Origin of the sequence: Candidatus Sulfidibacterium hydrothermale, from assembly GCF_020149915.1 — a bacterium.
In the GTDB taxonomy this organism is placed as follows: Bacteria; Bacteroidota; Bacteroidia; order Bacteroidales; family F082; genus Sulfidibacterium; species Sulfidibacterium hydrothermale.
Map to the genome: position 1 here is coordinate 2,770,752 of NZ_CP083760.1, position 16,279 is coordinate 2,787,030.

Here is a 16,279-nt window from a genome sequence, read left to right on the forward strand (position 1 = left end):
TAAAAAACAGTCTTGCCAATGGTTAACTTACTACCAATCATTAAACAAACGCTGCTCATCACATTCTTTGTCATGTCGATGATGCTCATTATTGAGTATTTAAACGTATTTACCAAAGGACTGTGGAGTAAGGGAATTGAAAAGAGCAAATGGAAACAGGTTTTACTGGGTGCTTTTCTGGGAGTAACCCCCGGCTGTCTTGGCGCTTATACAGCCGTTTCTCTCTTCATTCATGATATTATTGGCAATGGAGCACTTGTCGCCACCATGATTGCCACATCGGGCGACGAAGCATTTATGATGTTTACCCTGTTTCCTGAAAAAGCGATTTTACTCAATGTGGTTATTTTTACCATTGCTATTGCCGCCGGTTGGCTTACCGACCGCTTTTTCAAAAAGAAATTTTACATCCCGGCAAGCGACAAACATTTTCATGTTCATGAAATTCCTGAATGCACCGGTTTCCCGAAAAACACTTTCTGGCATCAGTTGAAACATATCACTCCCACACGGGCGCTCATGCTGATGAGTATTTTGTTTTTTGTTACTTTTATTACACTGGATGAACATTTGGCTTCAGGAAGTTTTCACGGAATTTTAAAATGGGGACACTCCAGCCATTCCGATTCCGATCCGCTTTGGATCAAGATTACCTTTTTTACCGTGATCTCGCTTTCGACAGCCGTCATTTTTATTGTTAACGATCATTTTCTGGAAAAGCACTTGTGGGGCCATATTATTAAACGGCATTTTTCCAAGATCTTTTTATGGACATTTTTCACTTTGCTGCTCATTGCTCTGCTCATGAAGCATTTTGACCTGCATAGTGTAATCCAGCACAACATGTTTTGGGTATTGGTAGCAGCGGTTCTTATTGGCATTATTCCCGAATCGGGGCCCCATTTGATTTTTGTGATGCTTTTTGCCAGCGGCAATTTACCCTTAAGCATTCTGCTGGCCAGTTCTATTGTACAGGATGGTCATGGCAGTTTACCTTTGCTTGCCGAATCGCGCAGAAGTTTTATCATTGTAAAACTGCTGAATATGGCCGTTGGCTTTTCCATTGGGCTGGCCGGGCTGGCGTTGGGAATATAAAAAACACTTACCTTTGTGTATAAATTTTCTATAAAATTCTGTTTATGAAAACGATACTTATTCCGGTTGATTTTTCGGAGGGAAGTCTGCACTCCTGCCGTTATGCTTTAAAACTCATTGAAAACGAATCGGTTAAAATACACCTTTTTCATATTTATAACGACCAGGTAATCCTGCCTGACGCAGGAATGCCCGAAAATATGGAAAGTGATGTTTTCTTTAACAGCGATATTATTGAAGCCCTGAGGAAACAAGCCGAACTACAACTCAACGAGCTAAAAAAAGAGGTGGAAAACATCATTCGCAGCAACGGGCAACAAGTAAAAGTGGAAACCTTGCTTCAAGGGGGCGACCCGCGTTGGGAAATCACAGAAGTTTGTGAAGAGCTAAAACCCGACTTGGTCATTATGGGCACTCGCGGACTGGGGAAAAAAGGTTTTCTTGAAGGAAGCATGGCCTCCAAGATTATGGGAAAAGCTCCCGTTCCGGTTTTGGCGGTCCCTGAAAATTATACCGGATTCTCTTTCCGGAACATCATGTATCCGACCCACTTTAACAAACTGGATATTCATGCTTTAGAACAGGTTTTCATCCTGTTTAACCATCTGGATTTTCAAATTCACGTATGCCATTTCCATCTTAAAAAACAGGATGAAGAAGCCGATATTTTAATGGCCGAACTGGAAAAAGCTTTTGAAAAAGAAAAAGCCGACGGAAAAATCTCTTTTTACCTGCAAGAAGCCCAGGATAAGGAAACGGCATTAAAAGATTTTGCCCAGCAACATCAAATTGATCTCATCGCTTTTTTACCCGAGAAAAAACATCCGTTGAAATATATTTTCTCTTCGCATCATTTGCGGAAAAAGGATTTTTTCAAGTTGGAACTTCCCATGCTGGCTTTACCTGAGTAGGATTATCGCAAAAACAAAAAGTGTTATCAGCACATTTTTGTGGTACAATCCCGACTGTATAAATTATAAAGCGTCTTAAAAAGCGTGTATATTTGTAGTGTTAGGTTTTGAAAAAGGTTCTCCTGCCGGTTTTTCGTGATTATTATAAGCGCGAAATTGCATCATCATTTCCAATGCTGGATTTCACATGCCAAACACGAATATTTTCATTTTCGCAACAAATGTTAAGACCCACAGATTCTCTTTTCGGCGAAATACAAATGGTATTACTTTTGCATTTTTAATTGAACCATGGCTAAAACGTTACCCATAGAAAAATTCCTGCCTTTGACGGATACTTTGCCGTTGGTGGATGTACGTTCGCCAGCAGAATTCACCCAGGGACACATTCCGGGAGCAGTTAATATACCTTTGTTTAATAACGATGAACGGGCTATTGTAGGGATTGGTTATAAACAGGGCGGCAAAGAACATGCGGTACAGCTCGGACTGGAAATTGTGGGGCCTAAGCTGGCCGGATTTGTAAAACAGGCCAAAAGGCTGGCTCCGAAAAAAGAAATTTTGGTGCACTGCTGGCGCGGCGGAATGCGCTCAAGCAGTATGGCCTGGCTTTTCGAAACAGCCGGATTGAAAGCGTCTATTCTCGAAGGTGGTTACAAAGCCTATCGCCGGTACATTCGTCAACAATTTTCGCGACCGGTAAACCTGTTGGTTTTAGGCGGTTATACCGGAAGCGGAAAGACCGATATACTGAAAATCCTGCAAAAAAACGGGGAGCAGTTTCTTGATATTGAACATCTTGCCCACCATAAAGGTTCGGTTTTTGGTCCGCTTGGGCAACCGCCGCAGCCTACCAACGAGCAGTTCGAAAACAACCTGGCCGATGCCTGGCGTAAATTTGATTTTTCCCGACGTATCTGGACAGAAGACGAAAGCCGCCAGCTGGGAAAATGTGTGTTACCCGACCCCTTATTTTTTCAACTGAGGGAAGCTCCTTTAATAAAAATAATTGTCCCGAAATCCGAACGCGAAAAACGATTGGTCCACGAATACGGCGAATTTAAAAAAGAAGAATTAAAAGAACAACTGGTGAAAATCAGGGAACGTCTCGGCGGACAATATCTGAAAGAAGCGCTGGAAGCACTGGATAACAATGCACTGCAAACAGTGGCATCCATCGCCTTGCGTTATTACGACAAAGCCTATGACCATGGCATTTCACGGCGTCCGGAAGAGAACGTTTTTGAACTGAAAGTTGAAAAAGACCATCCGGAAGAAAATGCCCGGTTACTTTTAAATTTTATTAATCATAATTTGAAAAATAATCATGGATCCCATTTATCTTGATTATAATGCTACCACGCCTGTGGCGCCCGAAGTGGCTGAAGCCATGAAACCTTTTCTTGAAGCATATTTCGGAAATCCTTCCAGTACGCATGCGTACGGCGTAAAAACCAAAATGGCCGTGGAGAATGCCCGGCGGCAGGTGGCCGCGCTGATCAACTGCGACCCGTCCGAAATCATTTTTACCAGCGGCGGCACCGAGTCGAACAACTATGCCATCAAAGGTATTGCTCTGGCTAACAAACACAAAGGCAATCACATCATCACTTCGGCAGTGGAACATCCGGCGGTATTCGAAGTGTGCCGCTATCTCGAGCAAAATGGGTTCGAGATAACCACCCTTCCCGTGGACGAATTCGGAATCGTTAAAATGGATGCTTTGCAGGCTGCTATCCGTCCCGAAACCATTCTTATCACGGTGATGCACGCCAACAACGAGGTAGGCAGCATCCAGCCGGTGGAAGAAATCGGAAAACTGGCCCGTGAAAAAGGCATTTTCTTCCACAGCGATGCTGCTCAGTCGCTCGGGAAAATACCGGTGGATGTCCAAAAAATGAACGTTGATTTGTTAAGTATTGCCGGACACAAACTCTATGCCCCCAAAGGCATCGGTGCGCTTTACATTCGAAACGGTGTTCATCTCGAAAAACTCATCCACGGTGCCGACCACGAACAAAACCTGCGGGCCGGAACAGAAAACGTGTTGGAAATCGTGGGACTTGGAAAAGCCTGTGAAATTGCCGGCGAATACCTGTCCGAAAACATGGAACACTACCGTAAAACAAGAGACTATTTGCATCAGTTGTTAAAAGAAGCTTTGCCGGATGTAAAACTCAACGGCCATCCTGAAAAACGGCTACCCAATACGCTGAGCCTTTCTTTTCCGCGGGTGGAAGCCAACACCCTGCTCAACCGGCTCGAAAGTGTAGCTGCCAGTGCCGGCGCTGCCTGTCATTCCGAAAGTATTGATGTGTCGGCTGTTCTCGAAGCCATGCTTGTCCCGCTCGATTATGCCATGGGTACCATTCGTTTTTCCACCGGCCGCTATCTCACCATGAACGAAGTAAAGAAAGCAGCCGGCGAAATCATCCGGACGGTGAAAACCCTTTTGCCGAAAGAAGAGAATACCGTATCGCAAACAGTTGATGATAAAGAAATTAAACTTACTCATTACACTCACGGACTGGGATGCGCCTGCAAGATTCAGCCGCAGCATCTGGAAAGTGTGCTGGCCCGGCTCAAACCGCTTTTCGACCCCAAAGTGCTGGTCGGAACCGAAACATCCGACGATGCCACCGTTTATAAAATAAATGACGATACGGCCATTGTTCAAACATTAGACTTTTTTACTCCCATTGTGGACGATCCGTATGATTTCGGGGCCATTGCCGCCGCCAATGCGCTCAGCGACATTTACGCCATGGGAGCCACGCCGCTGTTTGCCCTCAATATTGTCGGATTTCCCGAAGATACGCTGCCCATGCAGGTGTTGGAGAAAATCCTGCAGGGCGCACAGGACAAAGCCGCTGAAGCCGGCATTGCCATTCTCGGCGGCCATACCATCGAAGATCCCGAACCCAAATACGGCATGGTGGTTACCGGTCGTGTTCACCCCGATGAAATCATCAAAAACGAAGGTGCCCGGCCCGGCGATGTACTTATCCTTACCAAGCCACTCGGAACCGGCATCCTTTCTACGGCCATCAAGCGCGGCATGGTGGACGAAAAGCTGCAAAAGGAAGTTACACGGCTCATGGCTACGCTCAATAAAATTCCGGCCGAAATCATGAAAAATTATCCTGTGCACGCCTGCACCGACGTCACCGGCTTTGGTTTACTCGGCCATTTGAAAGAGATGAGCAGTGCTTCAAAATGTGATGTACAGATTGACTTTGAAAAAGTGCCGTTTCTGCGTGAAGTAAAAAACCTGGCCACAGCCGGCATTATCCCCGGCGGAACATACAACAACCTGGAATTTGTGAAAGATTTTATCGATTTCGGCAACCGTACACGCACCGACCAGTTATTGCTTTGCGACGCGCAAACTTCCGGGGGGCTGCTGGTGGCACTTCCCAAAAAAGAAGCGGCAGATTACCTAAACGAACTGCATAAAAACAAAATTACCGACGCCGTTGCCATTGGCCGCTTCCTGAAAAAAGGAACAGGAAATATCCGTGTTTTATAATTTAGGAAATAAGCTGTCCAATTAACACAGATGTAGTCAACAGTGCCATTCAGGCAGGCGTAATTCTTATTATTATACCCACAAAAAAAGCCCAACACAATGTGCTGAGGCTTTTAAAAATTCGGCGACCCGCCTCCGTCTTCTGACGGATTCGGGCAGGCGGCCTACTTTCCCATCCGCCGGCTGGCGGACAGTATCATCGGCACTGACAGGCCCGCCTGAATGACTTAATCTCTTATTATATCCACACAAAAAAAAAGCCTCCGTGTTTCCACGAAGGCTTTTAAAAATTCGGCGACGGCCTACTTTCCCACCTGGTATGGCAGTATCATCGGCGCTGGCAGGCTTAACTTCTCTGTTCGGAATGGGAAGAGGTGGTCCTTGCCGCTATAGTCACCCTAAGATCTTGATGTTTGATGGTGAATATTAAAAGTCAGATGTTTTATCTCCTTCCTTCCATCTCCTGACTTCCGTCTTCTCTCTTCCAACTTCTGTCTCCCATCTCCCATCGCCAATATCTTTGACATCATTCGAAAAAACATACAACTTAGCTCTAAAACCGGTAAAAGGTGAATCGCAGTTAAAAAGTCTTCGGGTAATTAGTACTGCTCGGCTTTGACATTACTGCCTTTACACCTGCAGCCTATCTACGTCATCGTCTCTAACGACCCTTATAGGAAGCCTCATCTTGAGGTGAGTTTCGCGCTTAGATGCTTTCAGCGCTTATCTCGTCCAAACTTAGCTACCCTGCGATGCAGCTGGCGCCACAGCAGGTCCACCAGAGGTTTGTCCAACCCGGTCCTCTCGTACTAGGGTCAGGTCCTCTCAAGCTTCCAACGCCCACAACAGATAGGGACCGAACTGTCTCGCGACGTTCTGAACCCAGCTCGCGTGCCATTTTAATGGGCGAACAGCCCAACCCTTGGGACCTTCTCCAGCCCCAGGATATGACGAGCCGACATCGAGGTGCCAAACCACTCCGTCGATGTGAGCTCTTGGGAGTGATCAGCCTGTTATCCCCGGAGTACCTTTTATCCTTTGAGCGATGGCCCTTCCATGCGGAACCACCGGATCACTATGCCCTACTTTCGTACCTGCTCGACTTGTTGGTCTCACAGTCAAGCACCCTTATGCCATTGCACTCTACGTACGGTTACCAACCGTACTGAGGGTACCTTTGGAAGCCTCCGTTACTCTTTTGGAGGCGACCACCCCAGTCAAACTACCCACCAAACACTGTCTCCGCCTTCCGGCGGATTAGGCGCCAAATAAGCAAAGGGTGGTATTTCAAGGGCGACTCCACGAAACCTGGCGGCTCCGCTTCACAGTCTCCCACCTATCCTACACATTACTTATTCAGCGTCAATGTTAAGCTGTAGTGAAGGTTCACGGGGTCTTTCCGTCCCGTTGCGGGTAAACGGCATCTTCACCGTTACTACAATTTCACCGAGCTCATGGCTGAGACAGTGCCCAGATCGTTGCACCATTCGTGCAGGTCGGAACTTACCCGACAAGGAATTTCGCTACCTTAGGACCGTTATAGTTACGGCCGCCGTTTACCGGGGCTTCAATTCAGAGCTTCTCAGACAAGACGAATCCCGTCTGATGACCCCTCCTCTTAACCTTCCGGCACCGGGCAGGTGTCAGGCCTTATACCTCATCTTTCAATTTTGCAAAGCCATGTGTTTTTGATAAACAGTCGCCTGGGCCATTTCTCTGCGGCCTGCCTTTCGACAGGCGCCCCTTCTCCCGAAGTTACGGGGCCATTTTGCCTAGTTCCTTAGCCATGAATCACTCGAGCACCTTTGGATCCTCTCCTCGACTACCTGTGTCGGTTTGCGGTACGGGCATCTTATATCTGACGCTTAGAGGTTTTTCTTGGAAGTAGGATTAGGGCCACTATCCACGCATCCGAAGATTTGTGGTACTATCCACTTTCAGCAAGCTCTGCGGATTTGCCTACAGAGCCTATACCTACGGTGTTTAACGTACTATTCCGTCAGTACGCGGGCCTTTCACTCCTCCGTCTCCCCATCGCAATATAAGATGGTATCGGAATGTTGACCGATTGTCCATCGACTTCCCCTTTCGGGTTCGCCTTAGGTCCCGACTAACCCTGATCCGATTAGCGTTGATCAGGAAACCTTAGTCTTCCGGTGTGCGGGTTTCTCACCCGCATTATCGTTACTTATGCCTACATTTGCTTTTCCAGACACTCCAACAGGCCTTACAACCCATCTTCAACGTAACTGGAATGCTCCCCTACCAATAAATAATTACTTACTTATTCCATAGCTTCGGTAATGTGCTTGATGCCCGATTATCATCCATGCCAAACCGCTCGACTAGTGAGCTGTTACGCACTCTTTAAATGAATGGCTGCTTCCAAGCCAACATCCTAGCTGTCTCTGCAGTCTGACCTCGTTATGTCAACTTAGCACATATTTGGGGACCTTAGCTGATGGTCTGGGTTCTTTCCCTCTCGGACACGGACCTTAGCACCCATGCCCTCACTGCTGGTAATCATGTCATAGCATTCGGAGTTTGTCAGGGTTTGGTAGGCGGTGAAGCCCCCTAGCCCAATCAGTAGCTCTACCTCTATGACACTAGTACCAACGCTGCTCCTAAAAGCATTTCGGGGAGTACGAGCTATCTCTCAGTTTGATTGGCCTTTCACCCCTACCCACAGCTCATCCAAAGACTTTTCAACGTCTACTGGTTCGGTCCTCCACCCCGTGTTACCGGGGCTTCAACCTGGCCATGGGTAGATCACCAAGTTTCGCGTCTACCCCCACTGACTCTTTCGCCCTGTTCAGACTCGCTTTCGCTCCGGCTGCTCCGCTTTAACGGATTAACCTCGCCAGTGAGGAGTAACTCGTAGGCTCATTATGCAAAAGGCACGCCGTCATCCGCCAGTTGGCGGACTCCGACCGCTTGTAAGCGCACGGTTTCAGGTTCTATTTCACCCTCCTGCTCGGAGTACTTTTCACCTTTCCCTCACGGTACTTGTCCACTATCGGTCTCTCAGGAGTATTTAGCCTTGCCGGATGGTGCCGGCCGATTCAGACAGGATTTCACCGGTCCCGCCCTACTCAGGATACCACTACGCCGATAAATCAATTTCGCTTACGGGACTATCACCCCCTACGGTCCATCTTTCCAGATGTGTTCTGCTATCAATTTATCGTCCGATATCGTGGTCCTACTACCCCAATATTGCCGTAACAATACTGGTTTGGGCTCCTCCGCGTTCGCTCGCCACTACTTACGGAATCACTATTGTTTTCTTCTCCTCCGGCTACTTAGATGTTTCAGTTCACCGGGTTCGCCTCCGCCAATTGGCGGATGATACCGCTTCACGGTACCGGGTTGCCCCATTCGGAAATCTCCGGATCAAAGGTTATTTGCACCTCCCCGAAGCTTATCGCAGCTTGTCACGTCCTTCATCGCCTCTGAGAGCCTAGGCATCCACCGTACGCTCTTAGTAACTTTTTTAACTTTCCTCTTTTACTCGATTCTCTAGTAAAATTGTATGCTTTTTCTCATGATGTCAATGAACTCTTCCGGAGCTGACCTTTACATGTCTATTGCTTGCGTCGGCTGACTCTGCATGTAAACGGCCTTTCTGCTCGCTTCCATTACCAATCATCCTTCATATCTGGTAGTATATACCTTCAACCTTCCGGATGCTTAGTAACTCAATATCTTTATGAACTTTTCTCGTCTTCAAACTTCCAACTTCCGTCTTCCGCTTTCCAACTTCTTGTGGAGAATAAGGGAGTCGAACCCTTGACCTCCAGAATGCAAATCTGGCGCTCTAGCCAACTGAGCTAATCCCCCTCAGAACGTTTCGGATGTTCGATGTTTGATGTTTGATTTTAGATGCTTGATGTTCTTTTGGATGGTTGATGTTTAAATTCCTACCATCTAACATCCCTCATCTGACATCTTATATCATCCATCCCCACATCCGCTCTGTAGTCCCGCGCAGACTTGAACTGCGGACCCCTACATTATCAGTGTAGTGCTCTAACCAACTGAGCTACGGGACTGTTTGGATTGATTAATGTCGAATGATAAATGCTGAAGGCTTCTCAAATGAAGTAATCTTACCACCATTTGCCATTCATCATTAATCCTTCTTCATTCCCAAAACCGCCCCTTAACAAAGTTCTCTGTTAGTGAGCAGTAAACCTTTGCTCTAAAGGGTTGACAGAGAAAGAAAATACTTCAAATACCTGAAGTGTGAAGTACTTGAAATTTGAAGTGCTTTAGGCACTTCTAACTTCAAACTTCCTTCTTCCATCTCTCTGTGGATTCTCCTCATTATGTTTAACAAAAATAAAGCACGCCAATGAAAAGGTACAACTTTCGGTCCTTCTCCCTGTGTAACAGTCTAAGAATCTCTCCAGAAAGGAGGTATTCCAGCCACACCTTCCGGTACGGCTACCTTGTTACGACTTAGCCCCAGTCACTGGTTTTACCCTAGGCAGCTCCTTGCGGTTACCGACTTCAGGTACCCCCAGCTTCCATGGCTTGACGGGCGGTGTGTACAAGGCCCGGGAACGTATTCACCGCGCCATGGCTGATGCGCGATTACTAGCGATTCCAGCTTCACGAAGTCGGGTTGCAGACTTCGATCCGAACTGAGACCGGCTTTCGAGATTCGCTCCCCCTCACGGGGTGGCTGCCCTCTGTACCGGCCATTGTAGCACGTGTGTAGCCCTGGACGTAAGGGCCGTGCTGATTTGACGTCATCCCCACCTTCCTCTCTACTTGCGTAGGCAGTTCCCTTAGAGTCCCCAGCTTTACCTGATGGCAACTAAGGGTAGGGGTTGCGCTCGTTATGGGACTTAACCCGACACCTCACGGCACGAGCTGACGACAACCATGCAGCACCTTGCAGGATGTCCGAAGAAATACCGGTTTCCCGGTACGTCATCCTGCATTTGAGCCCAGGTAAGGTTCCTCGCGTATCATCGAATTAAACCACATGCTCCACCGCTTGTGCGGGCCCCCGTCAATTCCTTTGAGTTTCAACCTTGCGATCGTACTCCCCAGGTGGATAACTTATCGCTTTCGCTTAGTCGCTGACTGTATATCGCCAACAACGAGTTATCATCGTTTACGGCGTGGACTACCAGGGTATCTAATCCTGTTCGCTCCCCACGCTTTCGTGCCTGAGCGTCAATGTCGGCTTAGTGAGCTGCCTTCGCGATCGGTGTTCTGTAGCATCTCTATGCATTTCACCGCTACATGCTACATTCCGCCCACTCCAACCGAATTCTAGATGACCAGTATCAATGGCAGTTCCGAAGTTGAGCCCCGGGATTTCACCACTGACTTAATCATCCGCCTGCGCACCCTTTAAACCCAATGAATCCGGATAACGCTTGCACCCTCCGTATTACCGCGGCTGCTGGCACGGAGTTAGCCGGTGCTTATTCATTTGGTACCTTCAGCCCTGTTCGCAAACAGGGGTTTATTCCCAAATAAAAGCAGTTTACAACCCATAAGGCCGTCTTCCTGCACGCGGCATGGCTGCGTCAGAGTTGCCTCCATTGCGCAATATTCCTTACTGCTGCCTCCCGTAGGAGTCTGGTCCGTGTCTCAGTACCAGTGTGGGGGATCATCCTCTCAGAACCCCTAGACATCGTAGCCTTGGTGAGCCGTTACCTCACCAACTAGCTAATGTCACGCATGCCCATCTCTAACCGCCGGAGCTTTAAATTACATCCCATGCGAAATGTAATTATTATGAGGTATTAATCCCGATTTCTCGGGGCTATCCCCCTGTTAGAGGTAGGTTGCATACGCGTTACGCACCCGTGCGCCGGTCGTGTCACCACCGAAGTGGTGCTTACCCCTCGACTTGCATGTATTAAGCCTGCCGCTAGCGTTCATCCTGAGCCAGGATCAAACTCTTCGTTGTATAAGTATTTTTCAAAAAATTTATACCTTCAAGATCCTGACTGTTTACTCAAAGTCCTGTCTTTTGACAGGGGACTTCCTGCTGTTCCTTTTCTCTTGGCTGTGCTTCATTATGTCTATGAACTTTCTTTCTTTTTCCGTCTCTTCCAAAACGGGAGTGCAAAAGTAATACCTTTTTTTATTCTCGCAAGCCTTTTTTTACTTTTTTTAAAAAAATTTTTGCTCTACTCTGCATCTCCGTCAAAACGCTTTAAATCACTTGCTTATATAATAAACAACCTTAAGCGCCTTCCCCTTCTCATCTTCTCTATGTACTCCCGCAAAAACGGACTGCAAAAATAGTAAGTTTTTCTTTTCCGCAATACATTTCTTTAAAAAAAATCAAAAAAATTTGATATTTTTTGTAACGCACTGAAAAACAGCCTGTAATTTAATTATATCCGGCAAGAATTTTTCTCTGTTACCGTGTAAATACCGGCACATCATGGGTTGACAACCTTTCGTTGTAAAAATAGCCTTCTTCATCAAACAACTTAAGTTTATCAGGATGAGTTACTTGGTTCCTGATAATAAACCGGGCCATCATTCCTCTTGCCTTTTTGGCATAAACTGTCACCATTTTAAATCCGTTGCCACGCGATTCTTTAAATACAGGAGTTATTATTCGAATGTCTTGTTTTTTCAGATCAAGTACCTTAAAATATTCTGCCGAGGCCAAATGAATTAAAATCCGATCTTTCTGCCTGTTAAGCGTCTCCAACACATCACGAGAAACATCCTCTCGCCAAAAGTCATACAAATTACGATAGCCATCCGGAATAAATTTTCCGCCAATTTCCAAACGGTAAGGCAGCACTTGATCAAGTGGCCTTAAAACGCCATAAAAACCGGAAAGAATACGAAGGTGCTCTTGTGCAAACATCAAATCTTTTTTACTTAACGTTTGTGCATCAAGTCCCCTGAAAACTTCTCCCTGATAAGAAAACAATGCCGGAACCCCCTCTTTTTTCAGTAAAGAAACATGCCACCGTTGAAACCGTTCATGATTCAGTTGCGCCAACTGTGCATTTACTTTCATCATTTTTGACAAAGTATCCGGTCCCAACTTTTTCAGTGCATCTGCAAGAATTTGGGTTTTATCCAGGTACACCGGTAACGTGATGTTTTCCACCTTTTGCGAAAAATCTTGGTGCATGGTTTTTGCCGGTGACAAAAGAACAATCATACCTTATTATGTATTTAAAACCTATCAGAAAACTTCACCGTCAGGTTATGGCAACGTTTTCTGTTTTATTTCTGCCAAAGTATTTATCACTTTTGAGGTTTTGGCCCATAACCGATCTTTAGACTGGTGGCCTGAAGCTACCAGTAAATAATCAATTCCAAGAGAAAGTGCCACCTCCCTGTCATGCAATGTATCTCCCACAAAAACAACACCTTGCGCATTGAGCCTGAGTTTTTTCATAAAATGGTGGGCCATTTCTATTTTCCCACCTGCATAAATATCGTCAATTCCGGAAACGGCATCAAAGTAAGGTAACAATCCTTTTTCATCCAAAATCTTTACCAAACTGCGATGTTCCGTTGCCGATATGATAAACTGACGAAACCCTTTTTCCTGAAAAAAACTCAATACATCCTGCACACAAGGGAAAAGAGGCGTCTCTGATAAATGGCTATTGTAACATTGCATAAATTGCTGTGCCGGAATCTCAAATTTTTCCATAGAAAAATCGAAACCAACACGCTGATAATAATCTTTAACCGGGAAACCAAAAACCTCCCGATATTTCTGCAAGGTAAGCTCAGGTAAGTTTCTTTTCTTCAACAGGAGATTAATACATTGCACACATAACTGTACATCATCAAGTAAGGTGCCATTCCAATCCCAAATAATGCCGTGCTTTTCCATTGATCAAAAAAATATCGGACGGAAACGCATTCCGTTTTCCCAATCGTACTCTAAGGCAGGAGCCGGCACTTTTACAAAACTCAATGTTTTAAAAACAAAACGCAATACTTTAGAATGTGTTTTGATCCTTGTCCAATCCACATCCACCGAAAGAAAATAATGTGGCACGCGGTTAAAATGCGGCAAAGGTTGTCCATCGTATTCCGGCGGATTATCATAAGCCCCGATCATCCCAGTAGCTCCATACCCAAAAGCTACATTTAGCCAGGGTGGAAATTTAGAATCCTTTTTCAAAAAAGAAGCAATGTTCACCGAAAGCCAATTGGTCTGGCCATTATAATCTTTAATAATCTGCTGCGCCCAATTATCGCCCAATAAATCAGGCCGGTATTGCGGATATTCTGTAGAATGATACGAAAACTTCAACCGGATACGCTGGTCGTGCCATAACAGCTGTTGGCCAATAAACATGGCCGATCCCAAGGTATTAAAGATCATATCGCTCGGCGAGAAACCCCACTCGGCTGAAAGTCCGTCAAAAAACTCAATGGTCGTCATGTAGATGAGTCCCCACGTGCCGCCAAACCAAATGGCTTTTTTTTCATTCATTCCGGCCCAACGCAAACTCCAATAGCCATAATTTCCCAATTGATAGGTTGTTGTCATGTGGCCCAGTTTGTCTTTCATCATCCACTCTCCCCAGTCATCGGCAATATGGAAACTGGTTTCATCATATCCTTTATACCAGGCAAAATAAAGCAAAGTAACAGATGTCACATAAAATCCACCTACGGCTCCATAAACGATTTTCAATCGTTTTTTACTCAATGAATCAGGATAAACCGACATCTCCTGAGCTTGTGCTCCGAGATAAGAAAACAACAACAATATGACAACCAGCTTTTTCAAAGAATTATGCTGTAAAACTTTTCAATATTTCAAAAACCTGTTGTGTTTTTTCATCCAACAACTTTTGCGATTTGGCTTCGGCCAAGAAACGCAAGTAGGGTTCGGTATTGGAAGGGCGAATATTAAACCACCAGTCAGGAAATTCGAGCCGGTAACCGTCAAAATCGTAGTAAGCCGTCGGCGTTTCCTGCTTTTTAAAGTAGCTGACCACAGCATCCATGGCTTTTTGTTTTTCTTCAATACGGAAGTTTACTTCGCCGGTATTGGCATAAGATGAGATTTCATGAATTAACTGGGAAACCGTTTTCCCCTGTTTTTTAAAATCATCCGTTATATTCAGCATGATCAACGAAGCCAGCAAACCGCTGTCTGAATAATAAAAATCACGAAAATAATAATGGCCGGCCAGTTCACCGCCATAAATACCATCTACTTCGCGCAATTTGGTGGCTCCGTATGCCCGGCCAACCCGCCAGATTACGGTTTCTGCATTAAATTTCGAGAGATATTCTCCCACTGCCTTGGAAGTACGGATATCGTGGACAACTTTTTCTTTTTTAGTTGTATCTTTCAAAAAGAAATGAGCAAACAGCGCAATAATTAAATCCGGTGAAATAAAATTTCCTTTTTCGTCAATAAACATCACACGGTCCGCATCACCGTCAAAAATAATTCCCAGATCAGCATGATGTTTTTTTACCGCTTCTTTAATCTGTTCCTGATTTTCAGGCTCCAGCGGATTGGGTTCATGTCCCGGAAAAGTTCCGTCGGCTTTTTCATTCAGTGCCACATATTGATCTCCAAATAAATCTTTCGAGAATAAAGATGCCATTCCATTAGAAAAGTCAATGGCCAGCTTTAACCCGGAGTAATCTTTTTTATACTGGTTAAGAAACTCAAGATAATCCGGTTTCATATTTAATTTCCGTATTTGCCCTTTGTCTTTTTTCTCCACTTTTGTATCCGAATCAACAAGCGACTCCAGTTTTTTCAAACCGTTATCATATCCTACGGGCAATACATTTTTTGCCGAAACTTTTAATCCATTATGATTCTTCGGATTATGAGAAGCCGTAATCATTATTGATGCGTCGAAACCATATTTTCCGGTTCCCCAATACACCATCGGAGTAGTCGTCAATCCGGCATCGGCAACATCCACTCCGGCATCACGCAGTCCTTCTGAAAGGGCTTCAAACATCTCATCCGAGGAAAGTCGCACATCACGACCAATCAAAATTTCTTTCATCGGAAGGACCTGTGGCAAAAAATAACCAATACGGTACACCATTTCTTTATTTAAATCTTTTCCGTATTCTCCGCGAATATCGTAGGCTTTAAATGCTTTCATAACAAAATCTTTTTATCTATAAATTCAATTTTTTCTTACAAGGACAAGCCCTTGTTTTCTTCTTTCCGGCATCCATTTCCCGTCATCCAAGACACAAACATCCGGTAAAGAATTTGCAAAGTTAAAAGAAAAGGATTTATCTGGAGCCAGACTGCCGAACAAGTACATTTACAATAGCTGCAATTCCTTCTTTTCGTCCGGTAAAACCCAAATATTCAGTTGTAGTCGCTTTCACAGAGAGATTTTCGACAGGAATATGCAAAGTATCTGCCAGTTTTTTTCGCATTTCGGGAATATAAGGTGAGAGAACAGGCTGCTGCGCCACAACAACTCCATCCACATTTTCAATTTCAAACTTCGTTTTCAAAAGAAGCTGATTGACTTTTTTCAAGAGTTCGATACTGGATATTCCTTTGTAATGATCATCCGTATCTGGAAAATGACTTCCTAAATCGCCTAAAGCTACAGCACCCAATAAGGCATCGCACAAAGCATGGGTCAGCACATCGGCATCCGAATGACCTTTAAGTCCTTTTGAAAACGGGATTTCCACCCCTCCTAACACGAGTTTCCTGTTTTCCACAAAGGGGTGAACATCAAAACCGATACCGATACGAAAAGGCATAAAATGAACCGTGAAA

Annotated in this window: 9 protein-coding genes, 2 tRNA genes, 3 rRNA genes and 1 pseudogene; 5 read left to right on the forward strand and 10 right to left on the reverse strand. The window is 45.3% G+C overall.

Annotated elements, in window-relative coordinates; genetic code table 11:
* The first annotated feature begins 18 nt into the window (after positions 1-18).
* The 5 genes and pseudogenes from LA303_RS11385 to selD all read left to right on the forward strand — a co-directional run bounded on the left by LA303_RS11385 (position 19) and on the right by selD (position 5,535).
* Complete coding sequence (locus LA303_RS11385; protein WP_240525512.1) at positions 19-1,095, forward strand: putative manganese transporter; 1,077 nt, start codon at positions 19-21, stop codon at positions 1,093-1,095.
* A gap of 44 nt (positions 1,096-1,139) precedes the next feature.
* A complete protein-coding gene (locus LA303_RS11390) occupies positions 1,140-2,006 on the forward strand; it encodes a universal stress protein (protein ID WP_240525513.1) in 867 nt (288 codons plus the stop codon).
* A 291-nt stretch (positions 2,007-2,297) separates the two neighbouring features.
* Positions 2,298-3,353 (forward strand): tRNA 2-selenouridine(34) synthase MnmH, encoded by a 1,056-nt coding sequence (gene mnmH / locus LA303_RS11395; RefSeq protein ID WP_240525514.1) that lies wholly within the window; start codon positions 2,298-2,300, stop codon positions 3,351-3,353.
* A gap of 43 nt (positions 3,354-3,396) precedes the next feature.
* A pseudogene (locus LA303_RS11400) lies at positions 3,397-4,365 on the forward strand (cysteine desulfurase family protein); the annotation flags it as partial.
* Positions 4,366-4,506: 141 nt separating this feature from the next.
* Entirely contained in the window at positions 4,507-5,535 is a 1,029-nt protein-coding gene (gene selD, locus LA303_RS11405; RefSeq protein ID WP_262901589.1) for a selenide, water dikinase SelD, read from the forward strand.
* Positions 5,536-5,824: 289 nt separating this feature from the next.
* On the opposite strand, the gene rrf is transcribed toward selD, so the two are convergent.
* The 10 genes from rrf to ispF all read right to left on the reverse strand — a co-directional run bounded on the left by rrf (position 5,825) and on the right by ispF (position 16,263).
* Positions 5,825-5,936: ribosomal RNA gene (gene rrf / locus LA303_RS11410) — 5S ribosomal RNA — on the reverse strand.
* 178 nt (positions 5,937-6,114) lie between these two features.
* Positions 6,115-9,030, reverse strand: a 23S ribosomal RNA gene (locus LA303_RS11415).
* A gap of 271 nt (positions 9,031-9,301) precedes the next feature.
* A tRNA-Ala gene (locus tag LA303_RS11420) sits at positions 9,302-9,375 on the reverse strand.
* Positions 9,376-9,513: 138 nt separating this feature from the next.
* Positions 9,514-9,587, reverse strand: a tRNA-Ile gene (locus tag LA303_RS11425).
* A 360-nt stretch (positions 9,588-9,947) separates the two neighbouring features.
* A 16S ribosomal RNA gene (locus tag LA303_RS11430) occupies positions 9,948-11,467 on the reverse strand.
* The 16S, 23S and 5S rRNA genes sit together here with 2 tRNA genes alongside, the layout of an rRNA operon.
* A 459-nt stretch (positions 11,468-11,926) precedes the next feature.
* Positions 11,927-12,691: a peroxide stress protein YaaA gene (gene yaaA, locus LA303_RS11435; protein ID WP_240525515.1), complete on the reverse strand. Its 765-nt coding sequence runs from the start codon at positions 12,689-12,691 to the stop codon at positions 11,927-11,929.
* 45 nt (positions 12,692-12,736) lie between these two features.
* On the reverse strand, positions 12,737-13,378 hold the full coding sequence (locus LA303_RS11440; RefSeq protein WP_240525516.1) for an HAD family hydrolase: 642 nt from the start codon (positions 13,376-13,378) through the stop codon (positions 12,737-12,739).
* A gap of 3 nt (positions 13,379-13,381) precedes the next feature.
* Positions 13,382-14,287 (reverse strand): DUF2279 domain-containing protein, encoded by a 906-nt coding sequence (locus LA303_RS11445; RefSeq protein WP_240525517.1) that lies wholly within the window; start codon positions 14,285-14,287, stop codon positions 13,382-13,384.
* 4 nt (positions 14,288-14,291) lie between these two features.
* Positions 14,292-15,638 carry a phosphomannomutase/phosphoglucomutase gene (locus LA303_RS11450; protein ID WP_240525518.1) on the reverse strand — a complete coding sequence of 449 codons (1,347 nt, stop codon included), beginning with the start codon at positions 15,636-15,638 and terminating at the stop codon, positions 14,292-14,294.
* 136 nt (positions 15,639-15,774) lie between these two features.
* The gene (gene ispF / locus LA303_RS11455) at positions 15,775-16,263 is read right to left on the reverse strand and encodes a 2-C-methyl-D-erythritol 2,4-cyclodiphosphate synthase (RefSeq protein ID WP_240525519.1); all 489 of its coding nucleotides are present in this window, start codon (positions 16,261-16,263) and stop codon (positions 15,775-15,777) included.
* Between the last annotated feature and the right edge of the window lie 16 nt (positions 16,264-16,279).